Source organism: Microcoleus sp. A006_D1 (assembly GCF_036702805.1).
In the GTDB taxonomy this organism is placed as follows: Bacteria; Cyanobacteriota; Cyanobacteriia; order Cyanobacteriales; family Microcoleaceae; genus Microcoleus.
In genome coordinates this window covers 324,311-340,023 of record NZ_JAUBVZ010000003.1, presented here as the reverse complement: position 1 = coordinate 340,023, position 15,713 = coordinate 324,311, and the positions used below count along the sequence as shown (strand labels likewise).

Here is a 15,713-nt window from a genome sequence, read left to right as displayed (position 1 = left end):
AAGCGGTATCATAAAATTGTCGATAGCTGAGCAAATTGTGATGAATATATCTTTGACTTCAGAACTCGAAAAGTTAATCCAAGAACAGGTTAAAAAAGGTAAATATTCCTCAGCAAGTGAGATGGTAGGGGAAGCTTTGCGGTTGTTGTGGGAGCGCGATCGCATTAAGGAGAAGCGTCTTGCCCAGTTGAAGGAAAAAATCCGAGTAGGGATAGAAGCAGCCGATCGCGGTGAAGGGATTGATGGAGAAGAGGTATTTGATGAAATCGAGGAAGATATTTGTCGGATAGAAGCTCAAATGCAACAAGCCGAGGGAGTAAAATAATGGCTCGGTACTTTTTTACAATTCCAGCCAAGCAAGACATTAAATAGAGAATAGTGATTGATACAGGGCTATTGCTCGATCGAGAGGAGGAGGAGTGAAAACAATCGAGGAAATTCGCCAACAACTTCAATCCGGGGAGTTAGAGGTAAGTGTCCATGCTTTGAGGCGAATGGTAGAACGTAACATCAGTGAAATAGAAATCAGACAGGCGGGAGAAAATGCTATAATCATAGAAGACTACCCAGATGATAAATATTCGCCAAGCTGTTTAGTTTTAGGATTTACCGGAGAGGGAAAAGTTTTACACATACAGGTTTCCCGAAAGGAGTCAGATAGTCTAAAAATAATTACCCTTTATGAGCCTGATGAAAATCAGTGGATCAACTACTCGCAGCGGAGGTAAAAATGTTTCAGTGTCATGTTTGCGGTTCCACAGAGGCACAAGAAAATCTGGTTGATGAAGTGTTTCGGGTTAATGGTAAACTGTTTGTTGTTGAGAAAATTCCAGCTACGGTTTGTTCGCGCTGCGGTGAAGTAACTTTTAGTATTGAAAGGGCTGAAAGAGTCCGCAAAATGGTAAACGGAGATAGCAAACCTGTCAAGTCGATCGAAGTGGATGTTTTTGCTTATTGATGAGATGATCGGAATCTTAATGGAGTGGAATTATAGTAAAATTATAGTTAGTAGAAATTGAAGTAGAAGTCATTTATTGAATAGCTGAATAGGCTCTTGCTTTAAGTAAAATCATCAGATGTTCTAGCTGCTCGTAAACATCTAATTCTGCTATTTCCATTGGAGTGAGTGTCGCTTCGCGGTTTTTATCGAGCAAATTTTGCAGGCGTGTCTGAGCATTTTGTGAAACCTTAAAACTAACAATGTCTTGTGGAGTTGGAGTCTCGATCAAAAAGTCCAAAACTTCTCGATAAACTGCGGGAATATCGGCGGTATTAGTTTTGACTTCGGGCTCGATAGTTGTTGGCTTTTTAGTGACTTCTAGAAGTTGCCAAAGCAGTTCTGGCAAGCGATTTTGCAGAGGTTCTAGACGTTGAGCCAATTCGTCGGGAATTTGAATGGTAATTGTTGCCATTTTTGTTGGTGATTGATGCTCAGATTTAATCTTAGCACTATGGAAGTGCGTGTAGCCAACCGTAGGCATCGCACTTTTGTGAAAAAATGAGCGGCGGGCGATTCCCTACGGGATAGCTGCGCCGCGCCCACTTCCATATTTTGTTAACATCAACTCTACCGCGCCGTTGGATTGCGGCAAAAATCTAATTAGTTGTGTTGTCCTCAATGTCTAGCTTTTGTATTAAAACTTGTGAAGGTAGCGGCACAGTTATTTGCAGAAAAACATCAATTGTTATTTGATTATTATCACAAATTATATTAGTGATATTGACTTTACTATTTTCAGATAAACTGTCTTGAATAGGGAATTTAGCAGGTGACTTAGTTTTATATCCAGCTTCCTCAAGCCATTCAGCAATATTTCTCCAGTTACCTATCTTTTCATGACATTGGCCGATCAGACTTTTAACATACTTATAGATACTAGCGCAGAGGTCACTTTCAACGCCTTTAGCATCTTTTCCTAGCTTTTGGGCCATTTCACCGGGACTGTAGCCACAAAGTAACCCCCGCAAGTGTAGCTTTTCAACGGGGGTGAGTCGTTTTCCCTTAGCCGAGGCCAAGTCTGTGTAGAGGGTTTCCAAGTCCCACTGGTGGGCGGCTGGAGTGAACTGCTCGTTTGTGGGTGCCATAGATTGAGGTGTCGAAAATTCCTGATGCAATCCTAACATAATTCCTGATGTAAGTATGAAAATCTAATGTAGAGGTAGTTTATTATAAGTGAAAGCTGAAAGGCAAAGGGTGCTACTTACAAGTCAAAAGGTTTGTGAGACTGCATTTAGACTGTCACTGACTAGAGTTAGCGACTTGGCAGGAGAGATAAGCTGAAACTTGATGTACTTCGGGCTTTGGTTGAAGTCTCTGGGGCGGTAAGGAAATTTTTTAATTTATTTTCTGGGTTTTGCATAATTTTGTAGATGTGGCCCTGATAGATAAATAGGAGGGTGCAATGCGCCTTCTGGGGATTGAGCTCATGTTTGTGAGTGCGATCGGGCAAAGCTTTGCTATGCAAGATTTTGGTTTAACTACCTCTCTGAAACAAGCGAGTGTGAAATGTTGATGTCTGACGATAAGTACGATCGGCTAAAACGAATTCCCAACTGGAGCCAAGAAAAATTGGCCCAAGCGAAAGTGGCTGTGTTTGGCTGCGGCGCACTGGGTAACGAAGTGCTGAAAAACCTGGCTTTGCTGGGAGTTGGCAACATTTGATCGTTTTGATTTTGGTAATTAGAGATAGGCATATATTTAAGGCCAAGACTATTACCTAACGGATTGAGTAAGTCAAGCTAAATATCGAAGCATATCCGAATAATTGGCAAATCTGAGTAAAAATTATGGCAAAAGGACAAAGAACTTATTTAAGCTACTTTGATGGGCCATACGGTCGTATCAGGGACTTGGAGGTAATCACTCGCCGAGATGGAAGAGATCTCTTGTTTCCCTATCCAAAGGATTCAGAGCCTCAGAAAAACCAATTGCATCACGATCTATTTTTGGATGATAAAAGGACAGCTTGTGGGGTAGCTTACGTCACTGAGGATCAAGAAGGAAAGTGGCGTAGGGAATACTGGTATGATAATGGTTGGGGGTGGAACCGTGACGGATACACCGAATCTTATGATTCAATAAAAGAACTCTATGATGCTATTGAAGCTAATCGCGGCGAACGACGAAATATTAAAAGTTTTGCAACGTATTTAGCTTCCCGAATAGCACTCAGTTCCGATGAAATTATTAATGAATTATCCGAACCAGTTGAAAGTAGCAGCGATTCTTGCTTTATTGCTACGGCTGCTTACTCAACCTCCAGACATCCCGATCTAACTACATTCAGGCAATTTAGAGATCGACAACTTTTGAGTAATGCTTTTGGTAGGCAGCTAGTTAAACTCTACTACAAAATTAGTCCTAGCATAGCTAATTACATTAGCAAAAAGCAAATGATCAAACTATTTTTACGTTCTCAACTAGAGCATCTTGCTAGTTGGATGCGAATCAAAGAAATAACTAAGCCATAAGTACAACGAGCAAGACTTGATTATAGTTTCAATTCAATAGTATTAGGAGACACAAATGCCATTAGATATTGAATTCGCCCAAAACGGTGAGCCGCGCTGTCCGGTTGTGCTGCTACTAGATACATCTGGTTCTATGTCAGGTATGCCAATAGATCAGTTAAATGCAGGATTAGTTACTTTCAAACAAGCAGTGCAGCAAGATAGAAAAGCATCGTTGCGCGTGGAAGTAACCATCATAACCTTTGATAGTTCTGTGAACACTGTGCAAGACTTTATCACAGTCGATCAGTTTTATCCCCCAAAACTGAAAGCTTCTGGTTCTACTTCAATGGGTAACGGAATTGAATCCGCACTTAATCAGCTAGAAAGTAGAAGAGAAACTTATAACAGTTATGGTATTCCTTGTTATAAGCCACGGATAATTTTAATCACAGATGGTGGACCAACTGATGGCGAATCTTGGAAAACTGCCGCACAGCGTGTGAGGCAGGAGTATGACTTGGGTAATTTTCTTTTCTATGCAGTTGGAGTTCAAGGAGCTGACATGAATACACTCAGACAAATCGCTCCGCTTGAATTACCGCCAGTCATGCTCCAAGGATTGAATTTTAAGGAATTTTTTAAGTGGCTATCTGACAGTATGGTGATTGTATCAGAAAGCCAAATAGGTCAACAAATTTCGCTTCCTCCTACGGACAAATGGGCCCAGACAACTGCTTAAATAGGAGCTAAATTATGGAATGGCAAGCTGTTGGTGTTAGTGTCCAAGGAAGCTATCACATAGATCAAAAACTTCCCTGTCAAGATGCAGCAAAGTATGAAACTTCTTCTGACTATCAGATTATCATTGGTGCTGTCTCCGATGGTATGGGCAGCGCTAGGCACTCAGAAATTGGTTCTGCTCTGGCAGTAAACACAGCTCTATCTGAAATCAAGAGCAAAATGCCCTGGCAGGAACAACCAAGTAATGAACAAGTTCGGAGTATTTTTTATACCGTCTTAGAAAAAGTTCAAGCGAGTCTCAAAAAGGAGGCAGAAAAGGAAGGTTATTCACTAAAAGATTTAGCTTGCACTTTACTGCTTTTTGTAGCTACCCCAAAATGGCTGGCAGCCATGCAAGTTGGTGATGGACTGATTGTGGTACGACGCTCCACAGGTGAAAATTATGAACTACTTTTTAGACCAGATAAAGGTAAAAGGTATCCCAATGAGACAACCCCTGTTACTTCTTCCTATGCCGATCGGGAGATGCAAGTCGATGTCAAGTCAGGTTGTTACCAGTTTATCTGTGCAGCAACCGATGGCATTGAAAATATATCTTTGGTAAAGCGGGAAGGTTGGAGACCTTTTGAGAATTTTTTCAAACCTTTGGAAGAACAAATAATGTTGTCACAAAATACCGTAAATCAAAAGGAGATGGAAATTCAGGATTTTTTGAATTCTGAACAAGTTAATCAAGAGACTGATGATGACAAAACCTTGTTGTTGTGTGTCTACAGTAACTTTGGCATTCAAAGGGAAACGCAGACGGAGACTTCAGCATTTGACAAAGCCAACAGAGAAGTCGCTACAACACAGAGATGTGAAGCATCATCGAGACCACGCCCACAAGCAAGCTCCCGACTTATAGATGGATTACCCCATTGGTCGTTAGATATAGCTAAAGTTATAGTCATTGCATTAGTAATGACTTTAGTTTCTAGCTTAATTCAAACACACTTGCCTATTTTTCTAGGTAGAATGATTTACTTCATCTTTAATTTAGCCGTCATTTCCTGTATTTGGTTCTTGAGAGATAGAAAATTTAAACTATTATGATACGCTTAAAATGTGTAAATACTGGTGAGTGGATTGAACTCGATAATCAAGGGAATATTAAGAGTGGAGGAGAAGGGAGCATTTATCAAACAAACAAGCCAGGGTTTGTAGCAAAGATTTACCATACCATCACTCAAGATAAAATCGACAAGTTACAAGTGATGGTGAAAAATAAACCTGCCGATCCTACCCGCTCGCAAGGTCATGTTTCAATCGCGTGGCCAAAGTGTTTGTTAGAAGATAGTTATGGCAAAATATTAGGTTTTTTAATGCCAGTCATTGATAATGGAGAAATGCTAATATCTGTATATAATCACAATCTTCGCGAAACAATAGCACCTGCATTTAACTGGCTTTACCTGCATACAACAGCAAAAAATATAGCCTCAATTGTTGAAGCAATTCACACAAATAAGTATGTAGTTGGCGACCTGAAGCCTGAGAATATGTTAGTTAATTGTAAAGCGCTTGTTTCTATTGTAGACACAGATTCATTCCAAATATTAGATAGACAAACAGGCAAAATTTATCGTAGTCCTGTGGCATCTCAAGAATTTACACCTAGAGAGATGTTGGGTCAAAACGTACAAAATGTAGATAGGTCAGAATTTCAAGATCGTTTCGCATTAGCTGTAATCATTTGGCATTTACTGTTTGGCTATCATCCTTTTTCTGGAACATGGTCAGGAAGTGGGAAACCACCCAATATCGACCAGCTAATTGAGCATGGATACTGGATGTATGGTTCAAACTCCAAACTGCGTCCCGGTAAGTTGTCGATGCCGATCAATATAATACATCCTGAACTTCAGAAGTTATTTCGTAAATGCTTTAATGAAGGGCATAATCAGCCTTATGCGCGACCTAGTGCTGCTGATTGGCGAATAGCATTAGATTTAGCAATTAAAGAATTAAATCAATGTTCAGTTGAGGGCGGGCATTACTATGCTAAAAGTTATCATAAATGTTATTGGTGCGAACGAAAACGCCAGCTTAATGGTAAAGATATGTTTGCAACTCCTCCTGGTATACGACAACCCAATGTCTCTACTAAATCCAAAGCTCCAGTTTCAATACCGCAAAAAGTAACGCCTCCACAACAAGTTACCGTTCCAATCTCACAACAAGTAAAGCCTCCACAACAAGTACAGCCTCCACAACAAGTACAGCATCCACAAGGGAAAACTGTAAAAAAAACAGATAAATTTAAAGCCTTGATTGGCTCTGGAGTGATTGTATTAACCTTAAGTGCTATTGCTTTACCTTCATTTACGAATCAGGCCAACAAAGCAAAACAATCTGAAGCTAAACAATATGTAAGTTCAATGAACAAAGGTCAACAAGCTGTATTTGCAGAAAAAACTGCCTTTGCGAGTAAGATTCCTGATTTAGGTCTAGGAATTAAATCAGAAACAGACAATTATAAATATCAAATTCCTCAAAAGTCTAATAATTCAGTAGTTGTAGCTGTTGCTGAACCCAAAAAATCTGGTCTCAAAGGTTATGTTGGTATTGTTGCAAGTGAAAAAGATAGCACTTCAACACTTTTTTGCGAAGAATCTCAAGCTTCTACTTCTTTCCCAGATTTATCAACAATTGTTAATCAAAAATCTCCCGGCAATAATGTTGTTCAATGTCCAGCGGGTTATGAGGCTAAAGAGGGTTCTCCTCAGTCTATAAATCTAGGTTCGTCACCGAATTCAAGCCCTCAAGAAGAAGTACGATCGCAAACTGCTTCATCTACACCCTCGGATTCAACAGAACAAGTAAGCTTTAACAAAGGTAGTACAGCAGCAACAATTAGTAACAGCGTAACAACAAATCAAAGAAAGCGCTACGTACTAAACTGCGGTAGCGGACAACGCATGACTGTGCAAATTAAGCAGGGAGATATTAATATAGCAATTATTTCTCCTGACGGTCAAACAATTGGTAATGCTGTGAATGGCGCAACCCAATGGCAGGATCAATTGCCTAGTGATGGAGATTATATTATTGAAGTTTCTGCACCCAATCAGTCAGACTACACAATTAATATTGAAGTCTTACCTTCAAAGATTCCTGTGAGTTCGACACCTGAGCAAACTCTCAAGAGTTTTTATGAACTGACAGTCAAAGATAATAAGGCCGCCGGGAAAAAATTTACAACTGATAATTTCAGGAAAAAATACAGTTCAACAGATGCAGACAATCAAAAAACATGGGTCAGCAAATTTAATTATATCGAAGTTACTCGCACGGAGCCTATCGACAAATCGCTGACTAGACCGAAAATTAAAGCTTGGTTGCGTTATTCTTATAAAGATGGCAGCCCAGAAGTGTGTGGATACAGATATTTGACTTTTGTACTCAATAATAATAGTTATTTAATAGATAACGATGGTGAAGAGACTCCAATACTCTGCAATTAAATAATATTCATATTTTATGTATTCATGGAAGCGATCGCCCTTTCGCCCCAAAAGCCCGATCGCCCATTGCAAACTAGACTTCCAAGGTGACACAATAAGGGAAACCTCCAACAGATTGCAGTGCATGAGTGACAGCGAGCGGACTTCATCAGCCTAAAATAGCTGATGTGCTAGACTCAGCGTATCGTCAAAGCTACAAACAGAATGCAAACCATTACCATCACAATTCCCGACGAACGTCTTCTCAAGCTACAGGAAACAGCCTCTAGCCTGGGTATATCACTAGAAGCATTACTACTCATGAGCGCTGAAAACTTGATCGCACCGCCAGAAACATCCTTTGAAAATGCTATGCAATACGTCCTCAACAAAAATGCTGAACTCTACAAAAAACTGGCGTAATGCGCTATCTAACTTTAACTGAAGTCTTAGAACTTTATCGTCGCATTATCGAGCAGTCTGGCGGATCATCTGGTATCGCCAATTTAGGAGCATTAGAGTCAGCTTTAGCTCAGCCACGCATGACCTTTAGCGGAGAGGAACTTTACCCAACTATCGTAGAAAAAGCTTCAGCTATTGGCTTTGCTTTAATTAAAAATCATCCCTTCTTGGATGGTAACAAACGCATCGGCCACGCAGCAATGGAAGTCTTTTTAGTTTTGAACGGATTTGAAATTTCTGCACCTGTAGACGAGCAAGAACAAATCATTTTACAAGTCGCATCAAGTGCGATCGCCCGCGATGAGTTTACTGAGTGGTTGCGCTCTTATATTGTCGATCGATCTATTTAATGCCAACTTCAAACAATCTTGGGACAATTATCAATCTTAATGAGTCGCATAATCATGGACGCACTCCGACAAAGAAACCGGGTTTTTTACCAAATTTACGGTGTGTAAGGAAGTATTTCCTAAAAAACCCGGTTTCTGGGCTTCCATTCATGAGTGCTATTAAACTAGATTTTAGTTTAGCTCAAGCAATTTCTTTGGTCAAGTGCGATCGCCCTTTCGCCCCAAAAGTAATCTTCCATGATTTAATTAAAATAGCGAAGCCTTTTTCACTATAAATAAAAAAAGCATCCTCAAAAACAAGAGTGGCAAATAACATACCTAGATTACTTCCAGGTGAAAGCTCAGTCGGACAATTTGGCGACTTGAACAAAATCCGCCGGACAGGGGATAACCTGACACCTCATCATATTCCATCTGATGCCTATATGAAACAAATAGGAATCTCTGGTTACACTAGAAATAAGGGTATTGCTATATTGATGGAACAGCCACATCCAGGAAGGGGTGGCCGTCATCGGCGCACACAATCCTACGGACAAAGACAACCATACTTTAATCTATCACCCCGGCAAGCTCTAGCTCGTGCCGTGTGGGATGTGCGATCGATTTATCGCCAAGATGGGTTGTATACACCACAGATTAGGCGGAATTTACAACAAGTCATCCAACAAAACAAGCTGTTATGGTCAGGTAATTTTGATAAAGTGGGAAACACAAGATGAATGCTACTCAATTGATAGAAATATTAAATGCTAATAAATTCATGCGATCGGATGAAGAAGCAATGAATTTTGACTTTGCTCTCGCCGAATTAGCTCTACATTCCAACCGCGAATATTTGCCAGCACTCTATCTAGTTTTAGATGACCGATGCGAACAACATGAAGTCATGTATGGACTCATTCATTTTCTGGAGTCTTTTGAAATCCAAGACCAGTTACAGGCATTTATTGATGCGATCGACAGGATGATTGTTAATGCTAAAGAATGGACACTGATTCTACTTTATGGAATTCTCAATCAGGATTTGTCCAGAAATTTATATAGCGAGATGTTACATTCTACCCATTTTCAAAATCGGGATTTATGTAACACTTTGCTGCAAGAAATAGCTGCTAATGAATCCCCTCCTTTATCTTCGCGTGCTGAATCTATTATTTCCGGTGCAACTGCTATCAACATTAATATGGATGAAATTCAGAGGGATATTTTAAGCTTTCTTAAACACATTCAACAGGGCAATATTGTGGTACTCTTGCAAGACGATCGACCAATAGCCGAAATTAAACCTATTAAGTAGAGATGTGCGATCGCCCTTAATCCCCAAAAGTGCGATCGCCCTACTCACCTCTAATATAAGTTCCCAAGAATACCTGCTGATTCCTCATATCCTCTGCTGAAACAGCATCTATCAACCCCAAAATTCCCCTTAACTGATCGCCCACAGAGTAACGCTGTTTCGACAAGATAATTCCCCCATGATTTCTTCCCTCAACCATATACAGGATATGAAGGCGACAGAAATCACCCACATTGAAGCTATAGATAACCCGATTATCTTCCGTTGCCCAGATTAACTGTTCCTCATCAGTACAACTAAGCTTATTAGCATCAGCAGCAGTTATCACATCAACCCAGCATTCCGCAAAGCAACAACCAGTGAATTTTTAATAGAGTCCTCATCCAAATACAAACGAATTTTAGTCACTGTTGTTAACCTGCCATATATTCAGCTTCTAATCGTTCAGCCTCCGCTTCCTGCGCCGCTATATCTGCTTCAATCATGTCTTTATTCGTATGATAGAAAGCCAACGCAGCATAAACTTGAGACAAATTTAAATGAGGAATTTCTTGGGTAATTTCCTCTGGACTCAAACCCATCTTATAATCAAAAGCAATGCGTCGCACTGTTACTGCTGTACCCGCAATAATCGGACAGCCACCATGAATTTTGGGATTGGTAGTAATCAGAGTTCCAATATCAATCGCTGCTGATATAGCTGGCATAATTTTATCCCTCTCAACTCGCTTATTTTTGATTATACTGCATTTAATTCTCTACTTTTGTGAAATCTTCAAAACTCATCCCAGCAGTAGAACGTTGAAGCAGAGTTGCTTATAGATTTAGCGATCGCCCGAGTCGCCCCCAAAGTGCGATCGCCCTTTCGCCCCAAAGTGCGATCGCCCTTCCGCAAAAAGCCCGATCGCCCTCAACGAGTTGACTGTAACAGTTGGCGATCGCACCACGATCGAAGAAACCGGGTTTTTTACTCTTTCTGTGGACTACAGCGCGTCTTTTCGTGAAAAAACCCGGTTTCTGGCCACCCGTGTGATCGCCAACTGTGTAACTATAAAAGTAACACTAAGTAAGCATTAATGTGCAGTAGTAAGCATAAAACTGACTTTCGAGGCACAAGCTGGACGGACGAGGTGACACAATAGGGGAAACTTCCAACAAATTGCAGGGCATGAGTGACAGCGAACGGATTTCAGTGGTTTTGCCAACACAGGCTAAAAAGGAATTAGAAAAGTTGTGCGATCTCGAAAAGCGATCGATATCCAACGAGAGTCTACCTTCTGATTCAGGATGCGATCGACCAAGCAAAGACATCCGGGAAACTCAAATCAGCAGATGAGTGAAACTACAACTTTATCGATCGTACTTAAATTTTTAATCTGGAAGTGCGATCGCCCGAGTCACCCTCTACCCGACTCATCCAGCGTCCAATCTTCAAACCTCAAACCCGGTACACGCTCAAAATCCCGCCGATTCCGCGTCACCAAAATGGCATTTTGGGAAATCACAATAGCTGCAATTCGCAAATCCTTTGTACCGATGCGAATTTTTTGACGCACCAAATCTGTATAACAGTTGTAAGCATCTCGGTCAAAATTCAACACATTGACACTGTTGAAATATTTTACTCCATCCTGAAATCCCTTGTAAGCCCAAAGCGCGCGATCGGATTGCGAAGATTGGTTAATAACATTCAACCACCCCCGCAGTTGTTCTTCTACAGTAATAACTGTGATAGCAATCTCTTTGGGCTTAACTTGACTAACCCGCAACTTTACCAGTGGATGCTCATTTTGAAAAAGCGTCAGACAATCCGTATCCAGTACCCACAAACTCATTTCACTTCCAACTCCGCATCAAGTTCCTGGTAATATGCTTCCATGTCCTCATCAACTTGACGGCGATCGGCTTCTATGCAAGCAACTACCTCATCAAAGAGCGGATTGTCTTTATACATTCCAGAAAATTTCATCCACGGATGCTCTGCTTCGGCATCTCGTTCGCGACGAAGAGCCTGTATATCCTCCAGCATATCATCGAATTGCGGATCGTCTTTGTACTTACCTGCTAACTTCATCCAAGGATTGTCGGGTTTTGGTGGTTTTATTTCCAGATAAATAAGTTCAGATTTTTCTAGCCGATCGCCCAAAACTCTGCTAATATTTGCAAGAGCCTCTTCGCGAGTATTCCCCTGAGCCTTACAGTCGGGCAAACCTAGAACCATTGCATGATAATTTCCCTCTGTTTCCTGTTCCATGAAGACTGTCAAGCCGGGAACATCTGGTTTCGGCTGTTGAATCTCCAGAGAAATAAGTTCAGCTTTTTCTAAGCGATCGCCCAAAATGCTGCTAATGTTGGTAATAGCCTCTTCGCGAGTATTCCCCTCAGCTTTACAGTCGGGCAAACCCAACACAATCGCCTGATATTTTCCCTCAGTTTCTTCTATGAGGACTGTCAAGGAAAAATTAGCTAACTTTGCCGACGGTTTCAGTAATATTTGAGTATTCATAAAAGTAAATTCAACTAACAAGTATGCCCTTAATTATAACGGGCTTGCTAGCTCTTTAGGGCGATCGCACTTCAACCCCTAGAAACCGGGTTTTTTGCCGATTATCGTGGCTGTAACGAAGGATTTTCGTAAAAAACCCGGTTTCTGGCCACCCGTGCCTCCTAGAGCTAGGACGGGCTAGAAGCCCATCCCACAAGAAAAAACAATTGTGGGATGGGCTTCTAGCCCGTCCCGAATATAGAATTTAAATGGGAAACAGACAAGAGGGACGATCGCACGCGCGATCGCCCCAACACACAAATTACGAATCGCGATCGAGCTTCAGCACAGCCATAAAAGCCTCCTGCGGCACATCCACAGTACCCACAGACTTCATCCGCTTCTTACCCTTAGCCTGCTTTTGCAGCAACTTCTTCTTCCGCGAAATATCACCACCGTAACACTTCGCCAACACATCCTTCCGCAAAGCCGGAATATGTTCCGAAGCAATCACCTTAGCGCCAATAGTCGCTTGAATCGGCACCTTAAACTGGTGGCGAGGAATCAACTCCTTGAGTTTTTCCGTCAAGCCGCGGCCCACATTATAAGCCTTATCCCGGTGTACGATCATTGCCAAAGCATCAACCGCCTCGCCATTAATTAAAATGTCCAATTTCACCAACGGATTTTCGCGATAACCGATGATGTGATACTCCATGCTCGCATAACCGCGCGATCGCGATTTCATCTGATCGAAAAAGTCCGTCACCACCTCCGCCAACGGCAACTCATAAACCAGCGTAGTCCGCCCCTGACTCAGATACTTCATATCCATAAAAATGCCCCGCCGATTTTGAGACAATTCCATCAGCGCGCCCACATAAGTTTCCGGCGACAGCATTTCTACCCGCACATAAGGTTCCTCAATTTTCTCGCGATACTGAGGATCTGGCAAGTGACTCGGATTGTCAATTGTTAACACTTCTCCCTTAATTGTGGTGACTTGATAAACCACAGAAGGAGCCGTAACAATCAAATCCAAATTGTATTCTCTCTCCAGTCTTTCTTGCACAATTTCCATGTGCAGCAAACCCAAGAAACCGCAGCGAAAACCAAATCCCATCGCGCTCGAAGTTTCCGGTTCGTAGGAAAGCGCCGCATCGTTTAGTTCCAGTTTTTCGAGAGCTTCCCGCAAGTCTGGAAATTGATCGGCATCGATCGGGAATAAGCCACAAAAAACCATCGGATTTGCCTCTGTATAACCCGGCCAAGGCTCCGATGCAGGCTTTTTGACCAAAGTAATCGTATCCCCGACGCGAGCATCAGCTACTGCCTTAATTGCCGCCCCCAGATAACCAACTTCTCCCGCGTGGAGTTCGTCTACTTGCACTTGTGTCGGTGACAGGATGCCCAATTCATCGATGACATATTCCTTCCCCGAAACCATCAACAACACCCGATCGCCCTTTTTAACACTTCCGTCCATCACCCGGAAATACACAATTACCCCGCGGTAAGGGTCATAATAACTATCAAAAATTAGCGCCCGCAGCGGTTTATCAACAGTATCCTGTGGCGGCGGTACCAATTCCACGATCGCCTCCAAAATCTCATCAATACCAATTCCTTCCTTAGCAGAAGCCTCAATCGCCCCGCTACAGTCCAGACCGATAATTTCTTCAATTTCCCCTTTTACCCGTTCCGGTTCCGCCCCCGGCAGGTCAATTTTATTTAAAACTGGAATAATTTCCAAATTATTTCCCAAGGCAAGGTAGACATTTGCCAAGGTTTGTGCTTCCACGCCTTGAGAAGCGTCTACCACCAGCAGCGCCCCTTCGCAAGCAGCGAGCGATCGCGAAACCTCGTAGGAGAAGTCTACGTGTCCGGGAGTGTCGATCAGATTCAGCACGTACTCCTGACCGTCCTTGGCAGTGTAATTCATCCGAGCCGCTTGCAGCTTGATCGTAATGCCGCGTTCGCGTTCGAGATCCATGTTGTCTAAAAACTGCTCCTTCATCTCCCGTGCCTGCACAGTTCCAGTTTGCTGCAACAGCCGATCGGCCAAGGTCGATTTTCCGTGGTCGATGTGAGCAATAATCGAAAAATTACGAATGCGAGATACAGGAACGTTAGTCATAAAACCTATCGGCAAAAGATTGACTTTTGTTGTATTATAAAACTTCATTCAATCTACAGTCATTTATAGTCATTTAGAGACTTAGATCCAATTTAATTTTTTATCGGCGGTGGGTTGACAGATCCATTATACTTATGCTATGTTCATCAACCCCACTTCAGTCAAAACGCCCTGCTGGGAAAAAAATTGATCTCTGTGATTGTACAAAAAGCTGTTGAACGGTTGGGAATATCGCCGATCGCCAACATTCGCCCTCAAACCTCCAGTCCAGTCAGGTTATTCTAGAAAAGGCGATCGCCAACTTAAAAATATTACTGAGAAGTTGCTGGCGCTTGACAATAAGCAAATAATTTGGTCAAATAACGGAAGCGGGACGGTAAGGATCTAAAAAGTATAGGTTTTGATCCGCTGTGCATCTCTACCAGGGATCGGGCATCACTTCCTTCAAAACACTTCCTTCAAAACAAAAAAGCGTAAATTCCTAGAAGGAATTGAAACTTAAGAATTAAAACTAGGATTTTTTAACTATGAGCGAGTCAAGCATACCATCCCACAGTTCGTCAGAAAAAGTGGAACTATCTATCCATATAGATTCTGAACTGCTAGACCAAATTAAGCACCTGACGAATGACCCCAGCAAAGTCATTGAAACAGCAATCAAGCAGTGGCTCAGAGGCGAGCGCCGCGAAGACGATCAGGCTATGAGCTTGCGTCGCAACCCTCCAGTCCCGCCCCGTGGCGAGTGGAACGACTGAGGTTGAGATTGTCTCCTCTCAAAGTCGGAGACGGAGCGCGCAAATCTGCTGTCTGTGAAATTGCCGACTCTGAAATTTCGCCCGCGCGAACTCCGGCTTTAAGAGGAAAGCAGATTTCGCGGCGAAAGCTACAGGTTGTTCAGCGCAATCTGGGCTAACTCAAAACCTGGGAACTCTTCAAGGTGACGGACAAAATGTGCGCGCCAGTATCAGACTTGAGTTGTTCGCAGCCTTAAATCTTGACGGATTTTTCAAACTCGATCGTTAATCTGTGCAGACTACTAATTCCTAAATCTTAATTTTTATTGTTTAATTAAGTAGGTCATTGCGAAAAAAAAATAGTACCTTGTAGGGGCGGGTTTAGCTAAAAATCTCTGATACAAACCAGTTTGTCAAGGCAAAACCCGCCCTCCTCCTCCCTAAAAATCTCTGATACAAACCAGTTTGTCAAGGCAAAACCCGCCCTCATCCTCCCTAAAAATCTCTGATACAAACCAGTTTGTCAAGGCAAAACCCGCCCTCATCCTCCCTAAAAATCTCTGATA

The 15,713-nt window shown here is 42.1% G+C and carries 22 protein-coding genes; 14 read left to right on the top strand and 8 right to left on the bottom strand.

Going from position 1 to position 15,713, the window contains the following annotated elements; genetic code table 11:
• Window positions 1-40 precede the first annotated feature (40 nt).
• From QUB68_RS07115 to QUB68_RS07105, 3 genes are all read left to right on the top strand, one after another.
• A complete protein-coding gene (locus QUB68_RS07115) occupies window positions 41-325 on the top strand; it encodes a type II toxin-antitoxin system ParD family antitoxin (RefSeq protein WP_332990722.1) in 285 nt (94 codons plus the stop codon).
• Between the two features lie 94 nt (window positions 326-419).
• Window positions 420-728 (top strand): DUF4258 domain-containing protein, encoded by a 309-nt coding sequence (locus QUB68_RS07110; protein WP_332990720.1) that lies wholly within the window; start codon window positions 420-422, stop codon window positions 726-728.
• Between the two features lie 2 nt (window positions 729-730).
• Window positions 731-958 carry a YgiT-type zinc finger protein gene (locus QUB68_RS07105; protein WP_332990718.1) on the top strand — a complete coding sequence of 76 codons (228 nt, stop codon included), beginning with the start codon at window positions 731-733 and terminating at the stop codon, window positions 956-958.
• A 73-nt stretch (window positions 959-1,031) separates the two neighbouring features.
• Here QUB68_RS07105 and QUB68_RS07100 read toward each other — a convergent pair whose 3' ends face one another.
• Together QUB68_RS07100 and QUB68_RS07095 are read right to left on the bottom strand one after the other, a co-directional pair.
• On the bottom strand, window positions 1,032-1,412 hold the full coding sequence (locus QUB68_RS07100; RefSeq protein WP_332990716.1) for a hypothetical protein: 381 nt from the start codon (window positions 1,410-1,412) through the stop codon (window positions 1,032-1,034).
• Between the two features lie 184 nt (window positions 1,413-1,596).
• On the bottom strand, window positions 1,597-2,124 hold the full coding sequence (locus QUB68_RS07095) for a helix-turn-helix domain-containing protein (RefSeq protein WP_332990714.1): 528 nt from the start codon (window positions 2,122-2,124) through the stop codon (window positions 1,597-1,599).
• Between the two features lie 388 nt (window positions 2,125-2,512).
• On the opposite strand from QUB68_RS07095, the gene QUB68_RS07090 reads away from it, so the two are divergent.
• From QUB68_RS07090 to QUB68_RS07060, 7 genes are all read left to right on the top strand, one after another.
• The gene (locus tag QUB68_RS07090; RefSeq protein ID WP_332990713.1) at window positions 2,513-2,662 is read left to right on the top strand and encodes a ThiF family adenylyltransferase; all 150 of its coding nucleotides are present in this window, start codon (window positions 2,513-2,515) and stop codon (window positions 2,660-2,662) included.
• A 125-nt stretch (window positions 2,663-2,787) separates the two neighbouring features.
• Complete coding sequence (locus QUB68_RS07085; protein ID WP_332990712.1) at window positions 2,788-3,471, top strand: CFI-box-CTERM domain-containing protein; 684 nt, start codon at window positions 2,788-2,790, stop codon at window positions 3,469-3,471.
• Between the two features lie 55 nt (window positions 3,472-3,526).
• Window positions 3,527-4,192 (top strand): vWA domain-containing protein, encoded by a 666-nt coding sequence (locus QUB68_RS07080; RefSeq protein WP_332990709.1) that lies wholly within the window; start codon window positions 3,527-3,529, stop codon window positions 4,190-4,192.
• A gap of 14 nt (window positions 4,193-4,206) precedes the next feature.
• Window positions 4,207-5,289: a PP2C family serine/threonine-protein phosphatase gene (locus QUB68_RS07075; protein ID WP_332990707.1), complete on the top strand. Its 1,083-nt coding sequence runs from the start codon at window positions 4,207-4,209 to the stop codon at window positions 5,287-5,289.
• Window positions 5,286-7,700 (top strand): type IV pilin-like G/H family protein, encoded by a 2,415-nt coding sequence (locus tag QUB68_RS07070; protein ID WP_332990705.1) that lies wholly within the window; start codon window positions 5,286-5,288, stop codon window positions 7,698-7,700. The genes QUB68_RS07075 and QUB68_RS07070 overlap by 4 nt, the downstream gene beginning before the upstream one ends.
• Before the next feature lie 204 nt (window positions 7,701-7,904).
• Window positions 7,905-8,102, top strand: coding sequence for a DNA-binding protein (locus QUB68_RS07065; protein WP_265238791.1), 198 nt, complete (start codon window positions 7,905-7,907; stop codon window positions 8,100-8,102).
• Entirely contained in the window at window positions 8,102-8,491 is a 390-nt protein-coding gene (locus tag QUB68_RS07060) for a type II toxin-antitoxin system death-on-curing family toxin (RefSeq protein WP_332990704.1), read from the top strand. The genes QUB68_RS07065 and QUB68_RS07060 overlap by 1 nt, the downstream gene beginning before the upstream one ends.
• A 181-nt stretch (window positions 8,492-8,672) precedes the next feature.
• Here QUB68_RS07060 and QUB68_RS07055 read toward each other — a convergent pair whose 3' ends face one another.
• On the bottom strand, window positions 8,673-8,807 hold the full coding sequence (locus tag QUB68_RS07055; RefSeq protein WP_332990701.1) for a hypothetical protein: 135 nt from the start codon (window positions 8,805-8,807) through the stop codon (window positions 8,673-8,675).
• A 402-nt stretch (window positions 8,808-9,209) separates the two neighbouring features.
• On the opposite strand from QUB68_RS07055, the gene QUB68_RS07050 reads away from it, so the two are divergent.
• Entirely contained in the window at window positions 9,210-9,791 is a 582-nt protein-coding gene (locus QUB68_RS07050; protein WP_332990699.1) for an Imm30 family immunity protein, read from the top strand.
• Window positions 9,792-9,831: 40 nt separating this feature from the next.
• Here QUB68_RS07050 and QUB68_RS07045 read toward each other — a convergent pair whose 3' ends face one another.
• Together QUB68_RS07045 and QUB68_RS07040 are read right to left on the bottom strand one after the other, a co-directional pair.
• Window positions 9,832-10,119 (bottom strand): DUF5615 family PIN-like protein, encoded by a 288-nt coding sequence (locus QUB68_RS07045; RefSeq protein WP_332990697.1) that lies wholly within the window; start codon window positions 10,117-10,119, stop codon window positions 9,832-9,834.
• A gap of 85 nt (window positions 10,120-10,204) precedes the next feature.
• A complete protein-coding gene (locus tag QUB68_RS07040; RefSeq protein WP_332990695.1) occupies window positions 10,205-10,498 on the bottom strand; it encodes a DUF433 domain-containing protein in 294 nt (97 codons plus the stop codon).
• A gap of 105 nt (window positions 10,499-10,603) precedes the next feature.
• On the opposite strand from QUB68_RS07040, the gene QUB68_RS07035 reads away from it, so the two are divergent.
• Window positions 10,604-10,795 carry a hypothetical protein gene (locus tag QUB68_RS07035; protein WP_332990693.1) on the top strand — a complete coding sequence of 64 codons (192 nt, stop codon included), beginning with the start codon at window positions 10,604-10,606 and terminating at the stop codon, window positions 10,793-10,795.
• Between the two features lie 164 nt (window positions 10,796-10,959).
• Window positions 10,960-11,127, top strand: a complete 168-nt coding sequence (locus tag QUB68_RS07030) for a ribbon-helix-helix domain-containing protein (RefSeq protein ID WP_332990691.1) — start codon at window positions 10,960-10,962, stop codon at window positions 11,125-11,127.
• Between the two features lie 61 nt (window positions 11,128-11,188).
• On the opposite strand, the gene QUB68_RS07025 is transcribed toward QUB68_RS07030, so the two are convergent.
• The 3 genes from QUB68_RS07025 to lepA form a co-directional block, all read right to left on the bottom strand.
• Window positions 11,189-11,626 (bottom strand): type II toxin-antitoxin system VapC family toxin, encoded by a 438-nt coding sequence (locus QUB68_RS07025; protein WP_332990689.1) that lies wholly within the window; start codon window positions 11,624-11,626, stop codon window positions 11,189-11,191.
• Window positions 11,623-12,297, bottom strand: coding sequence for a type II toxin-antitoxin system HicB family antitoxin (locus QUB68_RS07020; RefSeq protein ID WP_332990688.1), 675 nt, complete (start codon window positions 12,295-12,297; stop codon window positions 11,623-11,625). Before QUB68_RS07020 ends, QUB68_RS07025 begins: the two co-directional genes overlap by 4 nt.
• Window positions 12,298-12,598: 301 nt before the next feature.
• Entirely contained in the window at window positions 12,599-14,413 is a 1,815-nt protein-coding gene (gene lepA, locus QUB68_RS07015; protein WP_332990685.1) for a translation elongation factor 4, read from the bottom strand.
• A gap of 527 nt (window positions 14,414-14,940) precedes the next feature.
• On the opposite strand from lepA, the gene QUB68_RS07010 reads away from it, so the two are divergent.
• The gene (locus tag QUB68_RS07010; RefSeq protein WP_332990683.1) at window positions 14,941-15,168 is read left to right on the top strand and encodes a type II toxin-antitoxin system CcdA family antitoxin; all 228 of its coding nucleotides are present in this window, start codon (window positions 14,941-14,943) and stop codon (window positions 15,166-15,168) included.
• The last annotated feature ends 545 nt before the right edge of the window (window positions 15,169-15,713 follow it).

What these genes read in the sequence shown, in the direction of transcription:
- QUB68_RS07115 (WP_332990722.1), top strand. Translation starts at nt 41, where the DNA reads ATGAATATATCTTTGACTTCAGAACTCGAAAAGTTAATCCAAGAACAG.
- QUB68_RS07105 (WP_332990718.1), top strand. Translation starts at nt 731, where the DNA reads ATGTTTCAGTGTCATGTTTGCGGTTCCACAGAGGCACAAGAAAATCTG.
- QUB68_RS07100 (WP_332990716.1), bottom strand. Translation starts at nt 1,412, where the DNA reads ATGGCAACAATTACCATTCAAATTCCCGACGAATTGGCTCAACGTCTA.
- QUB68_RS07095 (WP_332990714.1), bottom strand. Translation starts at nt 2,124, where the DNA reads ATGTTAGGATTGCATCAGGAATTTTCGACACCTCAATCTATGGCACCC.
- QUB68_RS07090 (WP_332990713.1), top strand. Translation starts at nt 2,513, where the DNA reads ATGTCTGACGATAAGTACGATCGGCTAAAACGAATTCCCAACTGGAGC.
- QUB68_RS07085 (WP_332990712.1), top strand. Translation starts at nt 2,788, where the DNA reads ATGGCAAAAGGACAAAGAACTTATTTAAGCTACTTTGATGGGCCATAC.
- QUB68_RS07080 (WP_332990709.1), top strand. Translation starts at nt 3,527, where the DNA reads ATGCCATTAGATATTGAATTCGCCCAAAACGGTGAGCCGCGCTGTCCG.
- QUB68_RS07075 (WP_332990707.1), top strand. Translation starts at nt 4,207, where the DNA reads ATGGAATGGCAAGCTGTTGGTGTTAGTGTCCAAGGAAGCTATCACATA.
- QUB68_RS07070 (WP_332990705.1), top strand. Translation starts at nt 5,286, where the DNA reads ATGATACGCTTAAAATGTGTAAATACTGGTGAGTGGATTGAACTCGAT.
- QUB68_RS07065 (WP_265238791.1), top strand. Translation starts at nt 7,905, where the DNA reads ATGCAAACCATTACCATCACAATTCCCGACGAACGTCTTCTCAAGCTA.
- QUB68_RS07060 (WP_332990704.1), top strand. Translation starts at nt 8,102, where the DNA reads ATGCGCTATCTAACTTTAACTGAAGTCTTAGAACTTTATCGTCGCATT.
- QUB68_RS07055 (WP_332990701.1), bottom strand. Translation starts at nt 8,807, where the DNA reads ATGTTATTTGCCACTCTTGTTTTTGAGGATGCTTTTTTTATTTATAGT.
- QUB68_RS07050 (WP_332990699.1), top strand. Translation starts at nt 9,210, where the DNA reads ATGAATGCTACTCAATTGATAGAAATATTAAATGCTAATAAATTCATG.
- QUB68_RS07040 (WP_332990695.1), bottom strand. Translation starts at nt 10,498, where the DNA reads ATGCCAGCTATATCAGCAGCGATTGATATTGGAACTCTGATTACTACC.
- QUB68_RS07030 (WP_332990691.1), top strand. Translation starts at nt 10,960, where the DNA reads ATGAGTGACAGCGAACGGATTTCAGTGGTTTTGCCAACACAGGCTAAA.
- QUB68_RS07025 (WP_332990689.1), bottom strand. Translation starts at nt 11,626, where the DNA reads ATGAGTTTGTGGGTACTGGATACGGATTGTCTGACGCTTTTTCAAAAT.
- QUB68_RS07020 (WP_332990688.1), bottom strand. Translation starts at nt 12,297, where the DNA reads ATGAATACTCAAATATTACTGAAACCGTCGGCAAAGTTAGCTAATTTT.
- lepA (WP_332990685.1), bottom strand. Translation starts at nt 14,413, where the DNA reads ATGACTAACGTTCCTGTATCTCGCATTCGTAATTTTTCGATTATTGCT.
- QUB68_RS07010 (WP_332990683.1), top strand. Translation starts at nt 14,941, where the DNA reads ATGAGCGAGTCAAGCATACCATCCCACAGTTCGTCAGAAAAAGTGGAA.